The 14,220-nt window shown below is 64.5% G+C and carries 13 protein-coding genes and 1 riboswitch; of the genes, 7 read left to right on the forward strand and 6 right to left on the reverse strand.

Annotation, left to right across the window (positions count from 1 at the left end; translation table 11 throughout):
• Positions 1-3: 3 nt before the first annotated feature.
• Together LZC95_21435 and LZC95_21440 are read right to left on the reverse strand one after the other, a co-directional pair.
• Positions 4-1,800 (reverse strand): thiamine pyrophosphate-requiring protein, encoded by a 1,797-nt coding sequence (locus LZC95_21435; protein ID WXA99371.1) that lies wholly within the window; start codon positions 1,798-1,800, stop codon positions 4-6.
• Positions 1,784-2,362 carry an inorganic diphosphatase gene (locus LZC95_21440; GenBank protein WXA99372.1) on the reverse strand — a complete coding sequence of 193 codons (579 nt, stop codon included), beginning with the start codon at positions 2,360-2,362 and terminating at the stop codon, positions 1,784-1,786. Before LZC95_21440 ends, LZC95_21435 begins: the two co-directional genes overlap by 17 nt.
• A gap of 179 nt (positions 2,363-2,541) precedes the next feature.
• Between LZC95_21440 and LZC95_21445 the strand changes: the two genes are divergently transcribed.
• The 3 genes from LZC95_21445 to LZC95_21455 all read left to right on the forward strand — a co-directional run bounded on the left by LZC95_21445 (position 2,542) and on the right by LZC95_21455 (position 3,899).
• Positions 2,542-3,447, forward strand: coding sequence for an aldo/keto reductase (locus LZC95_21445; GenBank protein ID WXB00361.1), 906 nt, complete (start codon positions 2,542-2,544; stop codon positions 3,445-3,447).
• A gap of 72 nt (positions 3,448-3,519) precedes the next feature.
• Complete coding sequence (locus tag LZC95_21450; GenBank protein ID WXA99373.1) at positions 3,520-3,684, forward strand: DUF1328 domain-containing protein; 165 nt, start codon at positions 3,520-3,522, stop codon at positions 3,682-3,684.
• On the forward strand, positions 3,681-3,899 hold the full coding sequence (locus LZC95_21455) for a hypothetical protein (GenBank protein WXA99374.1): 219 nt from the start codon (positions 3,681-3,683) through the stop codon (positions 3,897-3,899). The genes LZC95_21450 and LZC95_21455 overlap by 4 nt, the downstream gene beginning before the upstream one ends.
• On the opposite strand, the gene LZC95_21460 is transcribed toward LZC95_21455, so the two are convergent.
• Positions 3,887-4,771 carry a CHAD domain-containing protein gene (locus tag LZC95_21460; GenBank protein ID WXA99375.1) on the reverse strand — a complete coding sequence of 295 codons (885 nt, stop codon included), beginning with the start codon at positions 4,769-4,771 and terminating at the stop codon, positions 3,887-3,889. The genes LZC95_21455 and LZC95_21460 overlap by 13 nt on opposite strands.
• A 39-nt stretch (positions 4,772-4,810) precedes the next feature.
• Positions 4,811-5,002 carry a hypothetical protein gene (locus LZC95_21465; protein WXA99376.1) on the reverse strand — a complete coding sequence of 64 codons (192 nt, stop codon included), beginning with the start codon at positions 5,000-5,002 and terminating at the stop codon, positions 4,811-4,813.
• A gap of 62 nt (positions 5,003-5,064) precedes the next feature.
• On the opposite strand from LZC95_21465, the gene LZC95_21470 reads away from it, so the two are divergent.
• Positions 5,065-5,919: a GNAT family N-acetyltransferase gene (locus LZC95_21470; GenBank protein ID WXA99377.1), complete on the forward strand. Its 855-nt coding sequence runs from the start codon at positions 5,065-5,067 to the stop codon at positions 5,917-5,919.
• Here LZC95_21470 and metE read toward each other — a convergent pair.
• Positions 5,897-8,170 (reverse strand): 5-methyltetrahydropteroyltriglutamate--homocysteine S-methyltransferase, encoded by a 2,274-nt coding sequence (gene metE / locus LZC95_21475; protein ID WXA99378.1) that lies wholly within the window; start codon positions 8,168-8,170, stop codon positions 5,897-5,899. The genes LZC95_21470 and metE overlap by 23 nt on opposite strands.
• Before the next feature lie 57 nt (positions 8,171-8,227).
• Positions 8,228-8,452: riboswitch (cobalamin riboswitch) on the reverse strand.
• Between the two features lie 193 nt (positions 8,453-8,645).
• Complete coding sequence (phhA, locus tag LZC95_21480) at positions 8,646-9,548, reverse strand: phenylalanine 4-monooxygenase (protein ID WXA99379.1); 903 nt, start codon at positions 9,546-9,548, stop codon at positions 8,646-8,648.
• Positions 9,549-9,655: 107 nt separating this feature from the next.
• On the opposite strand from phhA, the gene LZC95_21485 reads away from it, so the two are divergent.
• The 3 genes from LZC95_21485 to LZC95_21495 all read left to right on the forward strand — a co-directional run bounded on the left by LZC95_21485 (position 9,656) and on the right by LZC95_21495 (position 14,216).
• Positions 9,656-10,144, forward strand: a complete 489-nt coding sequence (locus LZC95_21485; GenBank protein WXA99380.1) for an Lrp/AsnC family transcriptional regulator — start codon at positions 9,656-9,658, stop codon at positions 10,142-10,144.
• A 70-nt stretch (positions 10,145-10,214) separates the two neighbouring features.
• A complete protein-coding gene (locus tag LZC95_21490; GenBank protein WXA99381.1) occupies positions 10,215-12,371 on the forward strand; it encodes a zinc-dependent metalloprotease in 2,157 nt (718 codons plus the stop codon).
• A 51-nt stretch (positions 12,372-12,422) separates the two neighbouring features.
• Entirely contained in the window at positions 12,423-14,216 is a 1,794-nt protein-coding gene (locus LZC95_21495) for a zinc-dependent metalloprotease (protein WXA99382.1), read from the forward strand.
• The last annotated feature ends 4 nt before the right edge of the window (positions 14,217-14,220 follow it).

A 14,220-nucleotide genomic window follows, 5' to 3' on the forward strand; every position in this document is an offset into this window, starting at 1 on the left:
CTATCAGCCTGCGAACAGTTGTCTCCATGTGCGTCGCAATACGCCGGACTTCTCACTGTCACCTTCGAGCAGACTCGTGCCGAATGCTTTCGCCTGCTTCAACGTGATGTGCGGAGGAAGTGGTGGCACGTCGGGATCGGTCATCATCTCCAGAAGCACGGGGCCGTTGGCCGCGAGCGCGGACTCCCACGCGTCGCCCACATCCTCGGGTCGATCGACACGGATGCCACGCATGCCGATCAGCGAGGCGTAAGCGGCGTAGGGGAACGGTGGAAGATCTTGCGAGGCTGCGAAGCGCGGATCGCCCGCCATGGCGCGCATTTCCCAGGTGACCTCGTTGAGGTCTCCATTGTTGAGAACGGCCACGATGAAACGCGGATCGCTCCACTCCTTGCGATGTCGAAACGCCGTGAGAAGCTCCGCATTCCCGTTCATCTGCATGGCGCCGTCGCCCACGAGGGCGATCACGGGGCGATCCGGGTGGGCGAACTTGGCCGCAATCGCATAGGGTACGGCGCAACCCATGGTAGCGAGCGAGCCCGAGATGCTGGCCATCATCGACGGGCGCAACTTCAAATTGCGGGCAAACCAGTTGGCGGCGGAACCGCTGTCGGCGGTGAGGATGCAGCCATTGGGAAGCCGCGGGGACAACTCGGAGAACACGCGCTGCGGGTTGATCGGGTTCGCCGGCGCGAGCGCGCGCTCGTTCATGAGCCCCCACCATTCCGCGACCGAGCCCTCGATGCGGGCGCGCCATTCATGGCGTGCGGCCTCGTGCGCGCTTTGTTGCGGAGGACGCAGCAGCGGCAACAGCGCTCGCAACGTTTCGCGCGAGTCGCCCACGAGGTGCACCTCCATCGGGTAGCGGAGCCCCACGAAGCGACCGTCGATGTCGACTTGAACACCGCGCGCTCGTCCCTCCTTCGGAAGGAATTCGCTGTACGGAAAGCTGGAACCGACGACGAGCAACGTGTCGCAGTCGCGCATCATCTCGTAGCTCGCGCGCGTTCCCAATAGACCGATGGCGCCGGTCACGTAGGGCAGATCGTCGGCCAGGACTGCCCGGCCGAGCAGCGCTTTCGCCACACCGGCGCGAAGCCGTTCGGCGACCGCCATCACTTCCTCGGCGGCCTGCGCAGCACCCGCGCCCACCAGCATGGCCACGCGCTCACCGGCGTTCAACACGTCGGCCGCGCGCTTCAACTCAGTTTCGCTGGGCATCACGTGCGCCGGCGCATAACCCACGCTGGTGTGCACCGTGTCGTGCTCGTGTGGCGGGACGGGCACCGCGGCCGCTTCCTGAATGTCCTTCGGCACGATGACGCAGGTGACCGTGCGCTCGGCGTGCGCAATGCGAATGGCCCGATCGATCACGTGGCGTGCAGCCTCGGGGCTCATGATGGTGTGCACGTATTCGTGCGCCACGTCCTTGAAGAGACTGGGCAGATCGACCTCTTGCTGGTAATCGCCGCCAATGGCGGTGCGCGCGGACTGCCCGACGATGGCCACCACCGGCGCATGATCCATCTTGGCGTCGTACAACCCGTTCAAGAGATGGATGGCCCCGGGCCCCGAGGTGGCGAGGCACACACCCACGCGGCCGCTGAATTTCGCGTAGCCGCAGGCCATGAGCGCGGCCATCTCCTCGTGCCGCGCTTGAACGAAGCGCACCTTCTCGTTCTCGAGACGCTGAAGCGCGCCCAACACCCCATTGATGCCGTCGCCCGGATATCCGAATACGCAGTCGACGCCCCAGGCCTCGAGGCGCTGCACCAGGAAATCGCTAACGGTTCGTGCCATGTCCTTTCTCCTTTCGGAACGTGGCGGCCGTCGTCTCGATGAGCCGTGCTGCCGCATCGGGGCCTTTCCAGCCTTCCACGCGTGCCTCTTTGTCGGTCATGAGCGTGGCGAGCAAAAAGAACTGCTCCAGCTCCTCCTGGATTCGCCGCGTGAACTGCGTCGCATCCTTCCAGCGCTCCTCGTGGGTCGGAACGACGATCAGGCGATCGTTCCGCTGCCGTTCCGCCTTTCCCTCGGCCGCCTGCGACAACTCGACGACACCGATGGCCCGGCATGGAACGACGAGCCCCGGAAAGCCCGTGCCGCCGTGGTAAATCATGGCATCGAGCGGATCGCCATCGGGTGCCAACGTGCTCGGAACGAAGCCCCAATCGTACGGATACGAAACGCCGAGTACGAGCGGGCGTCGATATCGAAATACGCCAAGTTCGCTGTCGTACGCGATCTTGATGCGCGATCCGCGCGGCGTCTCGATGACGATGTTGAGTTGCTTTTCGGAATCGTGGGTGGGTAGCTTCGACAGGTTCACATCGCGATATCCAAGCAATCGCCAGGCCGTCATGTGCATGAGGCAAAGCGGCACGCGCCATGCGTGGTGTGGCGATCATGAAGACGAATCTCCATCGCCGTGCCCTTCTTCTCGGTTCGGGCGCTTCGCTGCTGGCGGCATCCTGCAAGAAAGACTCGCGTCCGGCGGAGGGCAGCGTCGCACTTCCGCCGGCGTCGGCGACGAGTTCGGCCATGCCCATGCGGCCGCTCGGAAAGACGGGCGTATCGGTATCCATCGTGGGCATCGGTGGATTCCACATCGGTGAACCCAGCGAGCAGGAGGGCATCCGCATCGTGCGCACCGCGCTCGACCGGGGCATCAACTTTCTCGACAATTGCTGGGACTACAACGACGGCAAAAGCGAAGAGCGCATGGGCAAAGCCCTCCGCGATGGCTACCGCGACAAAGCCTTCCTCATGACCAAATTGGACGGCCGCACGAAACAATCCGCCCAGGAACAACTCGAACAGTCGCTGCGCCGGCTCGGCACGGACAGGATCGATCTGGTGCAAATCCACGAGGTGATTCGCGACAGCGATCCCGATCGATGCTTTGCCGCCGGTGGGTGCGTGGAGGCGCTCGTGGAGGCCAAAAAAGCGGGAAAGATTCGCTTCATCGGCTTCACGGGTCACAAGCACCCGAACATCCATCTCGCGATGTTGCGCGCCGCGGACACCCACGGCTTCGCCTTCGACACCGTGCAGATGCCGCTCAATGTGATGGACGCGCACTTTCGGAGCTTCGAGCACAACGTACTTCCCGTGCTCGTGGAAAAGCGCATTGGCGTGTTGGGCATGAAGTCGATGGGCTCGGGCATTCTGCTCGAGAGCAAAACCGTCACGCCGGTCGAATGCCTGCACTACGCCATGAACCTGCCGACATCGGTGGTCATCACCGGTTGCGACAGCATGGGCGTGCTCGAGCAGGCGATTTCAGCCGCCATCTCGTTCAAGCCGATGGACAAGGCCGAGGTCGCAGCGCTCTTGGAAAAGACCCGCGCGGCTGCGGCAGAGGGCAAATACGAGAAATTCAAAACGAGCGAGCAGTTCGATGGAACCGTAAAGAATCCCAAGTGGTTGGAGACGGCCACCATTTAGACGGCACGCTCTCTGCAGGTTTTCCAGAAGACACAGTGAGCCGTTGGCCTGGGGGAGAAAGGTACGTTTCTCATGCTGTATTGGGCGGCTGTCTTTTTCATCATTGCCATCGTGGCCGGCATCTTCGGTTTCTTCGGAATCGCGGCGAGCGCGGCGGGTGTTGCAAAACTTCTCTTCGTCGGCTTTTTGATCCTGGCGGTCATTTCGCTGCTCGTCGGGCGTAGGAGCACGCTGTGACGACACGCCACCATGCCGCGGATCCGGCTCGAGCTAGCGCTAAGGAGGTGCTGCGCGCCACGATGCCGCGGCACACGACCGCGGCCGCATCGGCGCGCACCGCGGTGGAAGGAGCCACGAGCCTTCTCGGACAACGGCTCTGGCTCCTCGCCGTAGGGCTCTGCGCCCTCGGCGTCGCGGCCTTGTGGCGTTCCGTGAGGCGTCACGCGGCCTGACGCGCAGGCGGCGTGCCCATGAGCACCGCCGCCACGCGTGCCCGAAAGTCCGCACCGAGGATCTTGCGCCGCTGCTCGTGCGCCTCGCGCAAAAGGCGCTTGTCGGCCCGTGCGCGTTCGACGAGGTAATCCTCGAGCGCACGGGTGCGCGGCAGGCGGCCGTCCTCGAGCCATTTGGAAATGCGGGACACCGCGACGTGGTGGTCGTGGAGATCGCCGAGCTGCGATTGGGCCCCTCGCAAATCGGAAATGACGGTCGCGGTATGCGCGGGCGCCTCTTCGAAGAGCTCGAGCAGGTACCGCAATCGCCGGCAGGCGCCGCGAAAACGATGCAGGCTCTCGTGATCGATCGGTGCCGTCTCGTACGCGAGCACCGCGTCGAACCCACGCGCGATCTCTTCGGGCCCCAGGTGCCGAACGAGCACCGGGTGAACTTTGCCCGCGCGCGGTGCGAGCCGAACGTCGGCATCCGGCTCGCACCGGCGCACTTTGCGCACCAGCGCGCGACCCTTCGACAGGGTACGCCGCGCCTGGCGCTCCTTCTTCTTTCGGGAGCGCTCGAGCCGTTTCACCAAGGGACGGAGGCCGTGCTTCGCGCCGGCATCCTCGCGCAGCACGTCTTCGTCGCGGATGTCGCCGAGGGCTTTGTCCAACGTGTGCAATCGGTCCTCGAGGCGGCGCATCGTCCGCGGGTTGGACGCGTGGCGGGCGAGTACGTCGAGCTCGAGCCGGAGACGCCGCACCGTGGTGCGTGCATCATGGACGCCCTCGGGATCTCCTTTTTTTGCGCGCCGCAGCCGCTTTCGGAGGCGCTTGGCGTGACCGTGCAGTTCGCCCGCGAGCGCGGGCACCATGGGCTCGTTCGCACGCATATCCTTCTCCATTTCGAGACACCGCGTCAGATTGCCACGCTAGCTCTTGCGCCACTCGATTCGGGGGTCCTTGATTTGACGCATCGGATCCCCGTCGGGCCCAAAGGGCGGGTCGCCCAATGGCGGAGGCGGAGGGAGCGGTCCCTTCTTCGGAGGGTCCTTCACGGGCGGCTTCTTCGGCGACGGATCCCGCGCGGGCGGGCGGGGCGGCTTTTTTTGACGCGATGCCATGCGAACCACCCAGGCATCGTGCGTGCCACCTTTTGCCGATTCGACCCTATAAATAGGCGATCATGAGTTCCGACGCACCCGCGATAAGCACGGCGCCCATTCGACGATTGACCCTCGACGACCTGCAGGGATGCTTTCTGCTCGCGACCGATCGCGATTGGCCCGTCGAAGAAAAGAAGTGGCACCTCTTGTTCGAGATTGGCTCGGTCTACGGAATCGACGACCCCGACGGGGGGCTCGCGGGAATGGTGGTGTGCACGCCGTACGGCCGTGAACTTTCCGCCATCGGCATGATGGTCGTGGCCAAACGGCACGAGCGACGCGGCCTGGGTGGGAGATTGATGCGCCATGCCATGGAGCAATCCGGCACGGCCACCACCTGGTTGACGGCCACGGCCTTCGGGCAACCGCTCTATGAGAAATTGGGCTTTCGCATCATCAGCCAAATCACGACGTACCTCAGTGAGGCTCACCTTCTGCCGCAGGGCGATCTCGTTTCGCGGCAGGCCACCCAAGCCGACCTTCCCGCGATCCTCGAGCTCGATCGGGCGGCGTTCGGCGCCCCGCGCGCGGAGCTCCTCACCCGGCTGCTCGCGCGCGCCGAAGCCTTTCGCGTCATCGACTCGGCGGGCGGCATCACGGGCTTCGGTGCCTCGTGGCAAACCACCGAGTTCGCGTGTCTCTCGCCCGTGGTCGCCGAGGACATGGATGCTGCCCTCGGCCTTCTCTCGGATCTCGCGCGGGTGACGCCATGCCGCGTGCGGATCGATGCGGACCATCGCTTTCCGCGCCTGCACGCGTGGGCCGAGGCGCACGGCCTCCAGAAAGGCTTCCAGAACGCCGTGATGATCCACGGCGAGCCCCTTCCCGGCGACCGTGCGCGCGTTTTCACCCCTACGATGATGGCGCTAGGCTGATCCGCGCGCGGTGTGCCGCCTCGACCATGTGGCGAAGGGCCGACTCCACCTCGGACCAGCCGCGCGTCTTCAGCCCGCAGTCCGGGTTCGTCCAGAGTTGCCCGGCGCGCAGCACACCGGCGGCCCCCTCGAGGCGATCGGCCATTTCGTCGGCGGTGGGAACGCGCGGCGAGTGAATATCGTAAACGCCGGGCCCAATCGCATTGGGGTACCGGAATCGCGCAAAGTCGTGGAGCAACTCCATGTTCGAGCGCGAGCTCTCGATGGAGAGCACGTCGGCGTCCATGTTGGCGATGGCCTCGAGCATGTCGCCGAACTCCGAGTAACACATGTGCGTATGAACCTGGGTCTCGTCGGCGACGCCGCTGGTGGCCAGCTTGAAGGCCTCCACCGCCCAACCCAAATAAGCTGGCCAATCGCGGCGGCGCAGTGGCAGGCCTTCGCGGATGGCCGGCTCGTCGACTTGAATCATGCCGATGCCCGCCGCCTCGAGATCGGCCACCTCGTCGCGCAGGGCGAGTGCGAGCTGAAGGCAGGTCTCGCTGCGCGGCTGATCATCGCGAACGAAGGACCACTGCAAGATGGTCACGGGGCCCGTGAGCATGCCCTTCATCGGGCGCGTGGTCAGCGACTGCGCATACCGTGACCACGCGACGGTCATCGGCCGCGGCCGCGACACGTCCCCGAAGAGCACCGGCGGCTTCACGCAGCGTGAACCATAGCTTTGCACCCAGCCGTTCTCGGTGAAGGCAAAGCCTTCGAGCTGCTCGCCGAAATACTCGACCATGTCGTTGCGCTCGAATTCACCGTGCACCAGGACGTCCAGCCCCACGGCCTCCTGCCGCTCGATGCAGCGGCGCGTCTCGGCCTCGAGGAACGCTTGGTACTCGTCCGCGGTCACACGGCCTGCCCGCCACGCCGCACGGGCCGCACGCACGTCACCGGTCTGCGGAAAGGAGCCGATGGTCGTCGTGGGAAAGAGCGGCAGCTGAAAGCGCTGCTGCTGCTTTCGCGCACGCTCGGGAAAATGCGACGCGCGCTGGAACATCGCCGGCGAGACGGCCAGCGCCCGCGAGCGCACGTGTGTGCGGCGCGTTCGCGGGGAGGAGCGGCGCCCCTCGAGGGCCTTGCGCGTCTCGAGCCGCAGCGACGTGTCCGCCGTGCCTGCGAGCGCGCGGATCTCCGCGAGCTTCTGCTTGGCGAAGGCCAGCCAGGTTCGCACCTCGCCATCGAGCTTTCGCTCCACATCGAGATCGACGGGCACGTGCAGCAGCGAGCACGAAGGCGCGACGAGAACGCGCGCCTCACCGAGCGCGCGAACGGCCCGCTCCACGAGCCGCTCCGCCGCATCGAGATCCGTGCGCCACACGTTTCGCCCATCGACGACGCCCACGGACAGCGCCATGGCCGATGGAATGCGCGCGAGCACGTCATCGAGCTGCTCCGGCGCGCGAACCAAGTCGACGTGCAAGGCATCCAGCCCCGAGCGCGCCGCCAACCCGAGGTTGTCCCCGAGCGCGCCGAAATACGTCGCGACGAGAACGCGCGGCCTCGATGTGCATGCGCCGAGCCGCTCGAAAGCACGCGCGTAGGCGCTTTTTTGGGCATCGTCGAGGTCGAGCACCAGGCATGGCTCATCGAGCTGCACCCAGGAAATGCCCTTGGCAACGAGCTTCGCAAACAGCTCGTCGTACAGCGGAAGCAACGCGTCGAGCTGCTCCAGCGCGATGCCGCTTTCCATCTTTGCGAGCATCAAGAACGTCACCGGCCCCACGAGAACGGGCCGCGGCTCGACGCCGAGCAAACGCGCCTCGTCCACCTCGGCGAGGATCTTCGAGGCATCCAAGGTGAACACCTGCCCGGGCTCGAGTTCGGGCACGATGTAGTGGTAGTTCGTATCGAACCACTTGGTCATTTCCAGCGCCGGCACATCGAGGCCCGCCTCGCGATCCTGAAGCCCCCGCGCCATGGCGAAGTAGCGCGCGAGCGGATCGCGGATGCCACGGTAGCGCGCCGGCACGATGCCAAACGACACGGCCGCATCGAGCATGTGGTCGTACAGGGAGAAGTCGTTGCTTGGAATATGGTCCAACCCCGCCTCCTTCATCGCCAGCCAGTGCCGGCGGCGAAGCTGGGAGGCGACGGCTTCCAACTCCGCGGAGGAGAGCTTTTTGGACCAATGGCCCTCGAGCGCTTTCTTGAGCTCTCGAGCGACACCAATACGAGGATGACCGAGACACGTTGCGAGCACGGTGACCGACCTTTTCCGCCTCCCGCGAGGCTTTAGGGGGGACCGGCGGCGGATTTCTCCCGGGCGCCGGGTGCTGGCAGGTCTTCGGGCTTACGAGCATCTCCGGCGTTTGCCGGCGTTCCTACTGTCCACCGCTTCCCAGGCTCCTACTAGCCAGAGCCCAGTGCGCTGCGTGGAGGTCGCTTCTCGATTACCGCTGCGGGGCAGCCCCGGATGTTCGCCGGGTTCCCTTTTCAGCCCGTGGCCAACGAGGCCAAAGGCACCAACACGGATCGTAACCTAGGGGCGTCCTGGCCTCGCCGTCAACTAGGAGCCTTTGCTCACGTAGGCGAAGAGCTCGGGGCACGTTGGAACCCGAGTAGAGGACGATTGGCTCCCTGCTGGTGGTCCTCTCGAACGGCGCCCACGCGCCGCTCGAGTCACCGGCTTACGGCGAGCTATGCTCCGCGGTGACGCGCTTTCTCGAGGCGCGCCTCTAGAAATCCGCGTCGCTGGGCCAGCCCTCGCGGGTGCCGCGGTGGATGACGCGATCGCTCGGGAGGACATCGCCCGCGCCGAACGCGGGAACGCCGCGCAGCCGCGCGTAGGTCGGCGACAGATCCGGCAGCGTGGCCTCGAAGAGCGATTCGAAGCTGTCGATGACGAAGTACGTCTTCTGGAAGCTGTCGATGCGGTACTTGGTCCGCATCACGCGCTCCAGATCGAAGGCGATGCGGTTCGGCGAAGCCGATTCCAAGCTGTAAATCGATTCGGCCTTCGAGCTCATGATGCCCGCGCCGTAGATGCGCAGTCCTTCATCGGTGCGCAAAAGCCCGAATTCCACGGTGAACCAGTAGAGGCGTGCGAGGTTCTGCAGCGCCTCCGGCCCGATGCGCGAGGCCTTCACGCCGCCGGCGCCGTACGCGGCGACGTAGTCGGCGAACACGGGATTCAAGAGCAGCGGGACGTGCCCGAACAGGTCGTGGAACAGATCCGGCTCGGCGATGTAATCGAGCTGCTCCGGCTTGCGGATCCACCAGGTGACGGGGAAGCGGCGCATCGAGAGGTGCTCGAAGAACGTGACCTCGGGCAGGAGCCCTTCCACGGCGATGAGCTCCCAACCGGTGGCGCGGCGGAGCACCTTGTTCAGTTCGTCGAAGCGCGGAATGCGATCCGCCCCCATGCCGAACCGGTGCATGTTCTCCACGAACTCGCGGCAGGCGCGACCGGGAAGCAGCTCGTGCTGGCGGCGAAAGAGGGCGGCCCATACCTCGTTGTCGGTCCGCGTATACGACGACCACGGCTGTTCGACGACCTCGGTCGCATAGTTCGGGACGAACCCGTTGTCCGTTTGGCGGTATTCGACGCGGCGGGGAGTAGACGGCGTGGCGGTGTTCACGATGAGGAGAACTTAGGGCTTCTCCCCCGCAATTTCCTTGCTTTATTGCCAGCCAATTCGAATCATGAGCAATATTATTGCTCGTTTAATAATTCGCGAGGCATAAAATGACCACAAGCCGACTCGACAGCACGGATGTTCGCATTCTCGAAGTGCTTCAGCGCGAAGGGCGCATCACCAATGCCGAGCTCGCGGAGCGCGTGAGCATCTCGGCCTCCCCTTGCCTGCGGCGCCTTCAACGGCTCGAAAGCGAGGGCGTGATCACCGGCTACCGGGCCCAGCTCGATCCGCGCGCCATCGGCCTCGGCCTCCAAGCCATCGTGCGCGTGCAACTCGAAAAGCACGGCACGGCCATCATCGAGCGCTTCGTGGCGCGCGTAAACACGTGGGACGAGGTCGTCGCCTGCTACGCGCTCACCGGCGACATGGACTACCTGCTCCACGTCTGCGTAACGGACTTGGAGCACTTCTCGCGCTTCTTGCTCGACAAGCTGCTCAACGACGCCGGCGTCGCCGATGCCAACTCGAGCTTCGTTTTGCGCACCGTCAAAGAGGCGCGTGCACTCCCGCTCGGTCAGGTGGAGGGCGGCCGCTAGTTTCGAATTCTTTCGTTTTCTTGCACCACGCGGTTCGGGGCTGCGTCTCTTTATCCGAGGAGAGCAGTTCATGAGCCGTAATTGCAAGACACTGAGCTTTATCGTCTTGTCTTTGGGCGCCACCGTGGCCGCCTGTTCGGATTCGGGGTCGGGGAACACGCCCTCCGAAGCGCCACCCTTCGTTGCCATTACGCGGGTGCGCGAGGTCAAGAAGCCGGGTGTGTCCTCGTCGGCACTTTCCCTTCGCAGCGTGCCGGGGGCCGACAGCCCGACCACGTTTTACCTCGCCATCAGCAAAAAGGCGCTGCATGAAACCTGGTTTCTGAGCGCCTTCCTCAAGCAGTACTTTCCCGGCGCCGCCGTCAACGGTGCGGCCCGCAGCCTCGGTACGCGCGTGGTGACCTTCCGCGAACGAAACGGGAAGGTGTACGTCTTCGATGCATCGAACAATTATGCGAGCTCCGATGCTTTCGATCCTGCGCTGATGATCGAGGCGTATCCCGTCGTATCGGCGGACGTGGCTTCGGCCGATGGCTACGTCGTGGTCGATCCTGCCGCGGGCCTGCATCGCTTTGGCGTGACCGAGGCCGGGAACCTCGTGAGCAACAAGCAAACGACCACACCGTTCAAAGTCGACTTGGCGTTTTCACAGCATTTTCGACAGCTCCCGGACGGCGCGACCTTCGAGGAGATTTTCACCGGTTCGAGCTCGTCGCCCATTCCGCGGGAGGATCTGCGAACCGACACCGGAAGAACCCCGAACCCGCTCGATGCGGAGCTCGAACGCGACGCCTTGCGCGCATCGGGAACTTTGGGTCTCTCGTTCCGGCGCTACGAAGAATCACCGTCGTTCGCCGCCATGTCGCCCCCGGACGTGCCCCATTATTTCACGGGGGACACGCACCTCGAACGCAATACCGACACCACGCAGAGGCGCGTGGCCCGTTGGGCCATTCACCCTGGAATGAGGCCCATTCGCTGGATCCTTTCGAGCGACTTCACGAAGGTGCAACAGGCGTATCCGGAGTACGACATCCTGGGCGCCGTCCGGCGGGGGATCACGAACTGGAACGAGGCTTTCGGCTTCGAGGCGCTCGCCGCCGAGGTCGCGACGGAGGGTGATTTCCTCGATGACGACGACAAGAACGTCATCTACTTCGATGCCGATCCGCGGGCAGGCTACGCCTTTGCCAATTGGCGCACGAACCCGAACACCGGCGAGATTCGCGGGGCGAGCGTCTACTTCAGTGCCGTGTTTCTCGCACCCGCGAAAGCTTCGAGCGCCGCCTCGAGCCCCCAACTCACGCAGTGGGGCGCCTTCGAGGCTCGCGGACTTTGCTCCATGCCGGTGCGGGCCCCGGCGAACCCGTCCGATAAGGCCGCGGTGGAGGCGGAGATCACGCACACCATTCTGCACGAGATCGGCCACACGCTCGGCCTGCGGCACAACTTCAAGGGCTCGCTGGTGCCGCCTTCCTCGTCGGTGATGGATTATCTGACGGCGAAGGACAGCGTCCAACGGACCGTCCCCGGCGCCTACGATCGCGACGCACTCGCGTACCTGTACGGCCTGCACCCGAATGCACGGCTGCCCTCGCAACCGTTCTGCACCGACGAGCACGTGAGCGCGGATCCAGAGTGCGCCCGCTTCGACGCCACCGACGATCCGCTCGCAAAGGACGCGGGCCCGAGCTACCAGGCGGCGTTGGTCGCGTACCTCAAAGGAGGTTCCTTCGGCGATTCGGAGACCAGCACGTTCCTCGCCGTGGCCAAGTGGTTAGCCGGGGAGCTGCCCCACGATGCGGCCGCCCGCACGCGCCGGCAGGATCAGAAGCTCCAGGCGTGGGAATACCTGCTCGCGCCGCTCCGACCGGGTGCGACCTCCGGAGCGACGGCGGACCGAATCGACCAGATGCTGCTGTTCACCTTCAAGGTGCTCTACGACTACGAGAAGTCGCCACCACCGCCGGCCGACGATCGCCTCTCGCCGAAGATCGCGCAGGACGCCAGCGATGTCCTGATCGGCGCACACGACATGGCGCTGCGCCGCCTGGCCGTGATCGTGCTGAAGAAGCTGCAGACCGAGGATGCGGATCTGAAGCTCATTGCCGCTCGAGCCACCATCGAGGGCCAGAGAGGCGTTGGCCCGGCCGCCGTCGCGGGCAATGCCAAGTTGGACGATCTCCTCGCGCGCATCGACCAGGCCACGCGCCCGTATTACGAGTAGCACCCACCGCAATAGGCTTGTTTTCAAATCTTTTGTTTTGCGGAGCAATTCATGAGTTGTAGTTTCACGACGATTGGTTTTTTCGTCTTGTCTTCGGTCGCCACCTTGGCGGCCTGCTCGGATTCGGGGGCCGGAAATACGGTCTCGGAAAATCCGTCGTTCTTGGCAATCTCCGATAAGTCGACCACGTCTTATCTCGCGGTCAGCAAGGAGGCGCTGCACGAGAAGTGGTTTCTCGATATCTTTCTGAAAATGGACGGCAGCGGCTGGGCCAATCCGAGCGACCTGCACGTGGTGACCTTCCGTGAACGAAATGGAAAGCTCACCGTCTTGGACGCCTCGGACGATGCGAAGGCCGGCACCTCCGAGCGGGTCATCGGGGATTACCCCATCGTGCCGGTAAACGTCGCGACGCGGGATGGCTACATCGTCGTGGACTCCGCGAAAGGGGACGGCCTGCTCGGTATGACGGACTTCTGGAAACTCCTGACGCCGCAGTGCAAACCCGCCTCGGTAAAGTCGGGGAACTTTCGACCGTTGAGCGACGGCGCCACGTTCGAGGAGACCTGCACCGGGGACTCATCGCCCGCCCCCTCGCGCAGCCCGGCAACGTTGGGTCTTTCGTTTCGGCGTTATGTGGAATCGCCTGTGTTCCAACGTCTATCCATGCCGTCCTCCGCGTTTTACGGTCCGGCGTGGCAGCGTGATGACGGTGGAATATCGAATTTGGCCGCGCACTGGCCGATTCATCCGGGAATGAAGCCCATTCGGTGGGTCCTTTCGAGCGAATTTTCGAAGGCACAGAAAGATCATCCGCAATACGACATTCTCGGCGCCGCCCAGCGAGGCATTACGAATTGGAATCAGCTATTCGGCTTCGAGGCTCTGTCCGCGGAGGTGGCAAAGGACGGCGAGCCGGTCGACCGCTTCGACACCAACCTCGTGTATTTCGACGCAGCTACGGCGTTCGGACGCCTCCCCGAAGCCTTCCGGCGGACGAACCCGAATACGGGCGAAATTCGACAGGCGAGCATCTATATCCCCTCACGCGTGCTCACCGAGGCCGCTGCGACGCGTTCCCCCACGATCCCGGCAGCGAAGGACCAAGTGGAGGCGTACATCACATTCATCATTCTCCACGAGATCGGCCATGCGCTCGGCTTGCAGCACAATTTCAAAGGTTCGCTGGTGGCGCCCTCCTCGTCCGTGATGGACTATCTGACCGTGGACGACGGGCGTCGCATGACCACCCCGGGGGCCTACGACCGAGACGCCCTGGCGTATCTCTACGGCTTGCGCCCGAATGCGGCCCTGCCCTCGCAGCCATTTTGCAACGAATCCCACGTGACGAGCGACCCGGAGTGCGCGCGTTTCGACACGGGCGACGACCCACTGGCCAAGGATGCGGGCCCCAAGTACCGGGAGGAATTGACCGCCTATCTCACCGCCAAGTCCGATGATCTCCCGCACACAACGCTCAACAAGGTCGCCAAATGGTTGCGCGCGCATCCGTCCGGCGATGCGGCGGCCCGAACCCGGCTGCAGACGCAGAAGCTCCTGGCCTGGGAATACCTCGTCGCCCCGCTTCGGTCGGGGGCGACGGCGGGTGCAACGCCGGAGCGGATCGATGCGGCATGGCAGCACGTGCTCAATCGGCTGTATGTCGATCCGCCGGAGCTGCGCGACGGAAGCGTGTTCGCCACCCACGATCCGCCCAGCGATGAGCGCCTCTCGCCGAAAATCGCGCAGGACGCACGCGACCTCCTTGGCGAGGCGCACGACGTTGCCGTACACAATGTGGCCGGCGTCGTGCTGAAAAAGCTGCAGACCGCGAACGCGCCGTAGAAGG

This window comes from Sorangiineae bacterium MSr12523 (assembly GCA_037157775.1).
Taxonomy (GTDB): domain Bacteria; phylum Myxococcota_A; class Polyangia; order Polyangiales; family Polyangiaceae; genus Pendulispora; species Pendulispora brunnea.

Coding starts and splice junctions, on each gene's coding strand:
- LZC95_21435 (WXA99371.1), bottom strand. CDS start 1,800: ATGGCACGAACCGTTAGCGATTTCCTGGTGCAGCGCCTCGAGGCCTGG.
- LZC95_21440 (WXA99372.1), bottom strand. CDS start 2,362: ATGACGGCCTGGCGATTGCTTGGATATCGCGATGTGAACCTGTCGAAG.
- LZC95_21445 (WXB00361.1), top strand. CDS start 2,542: ATGCCCATGCGGCCGCTCGGAAAGACGGGCGTATCGGTATCCATCGTG.
- LZC95_21450 (WXA99373.1), top strand. CDS start 3,520: ATGCTGTATTGGGCGGCTGTCTTTTTCATCATTGCCATCGTGGCCGGC.
- LZC95_21460 (WXA99375.1), bottom strand. CDS start 4,771: ATGCGTGCGAACGAGCCCATGGTGCCCGCGCTCGCGGGCGAACTGCAC.
- LZC95_21465 (WXA99376.1), bottom strand. CDS start 5,002: ATGGCATCGCGTCAAAAAAAGCCGCCCCGCCCGCCCGCGCGGGATCCG.
- LZC95_21470 (WXA99377.1), top strand. CDS start 5,065: ATGAGTTCCGACGCACCCGCGATAAGCACGGCGCCCATTCGACGATTG.
- LZC95_21485 (WXA99380.1), top strand. CDS start 9,656: ATGACCACAAGCCGACTCGACAGCACGGATGTTCGCATTCTCGAAGTG.
- LZC95_21490 (WXA99381.1), top strand. CDS start 10,215: ATGAGCCGTAATTGCAAGACACTGAGCTTTATCGTCTTGTCTTTGGGC.
- LZC95_21495 (WXA99382.1), top strand. CDS start 12,423: ATGAGTTGTAGTTTCACGACGATTGGTTTTTTCGTCTTGTCTTCGGTC.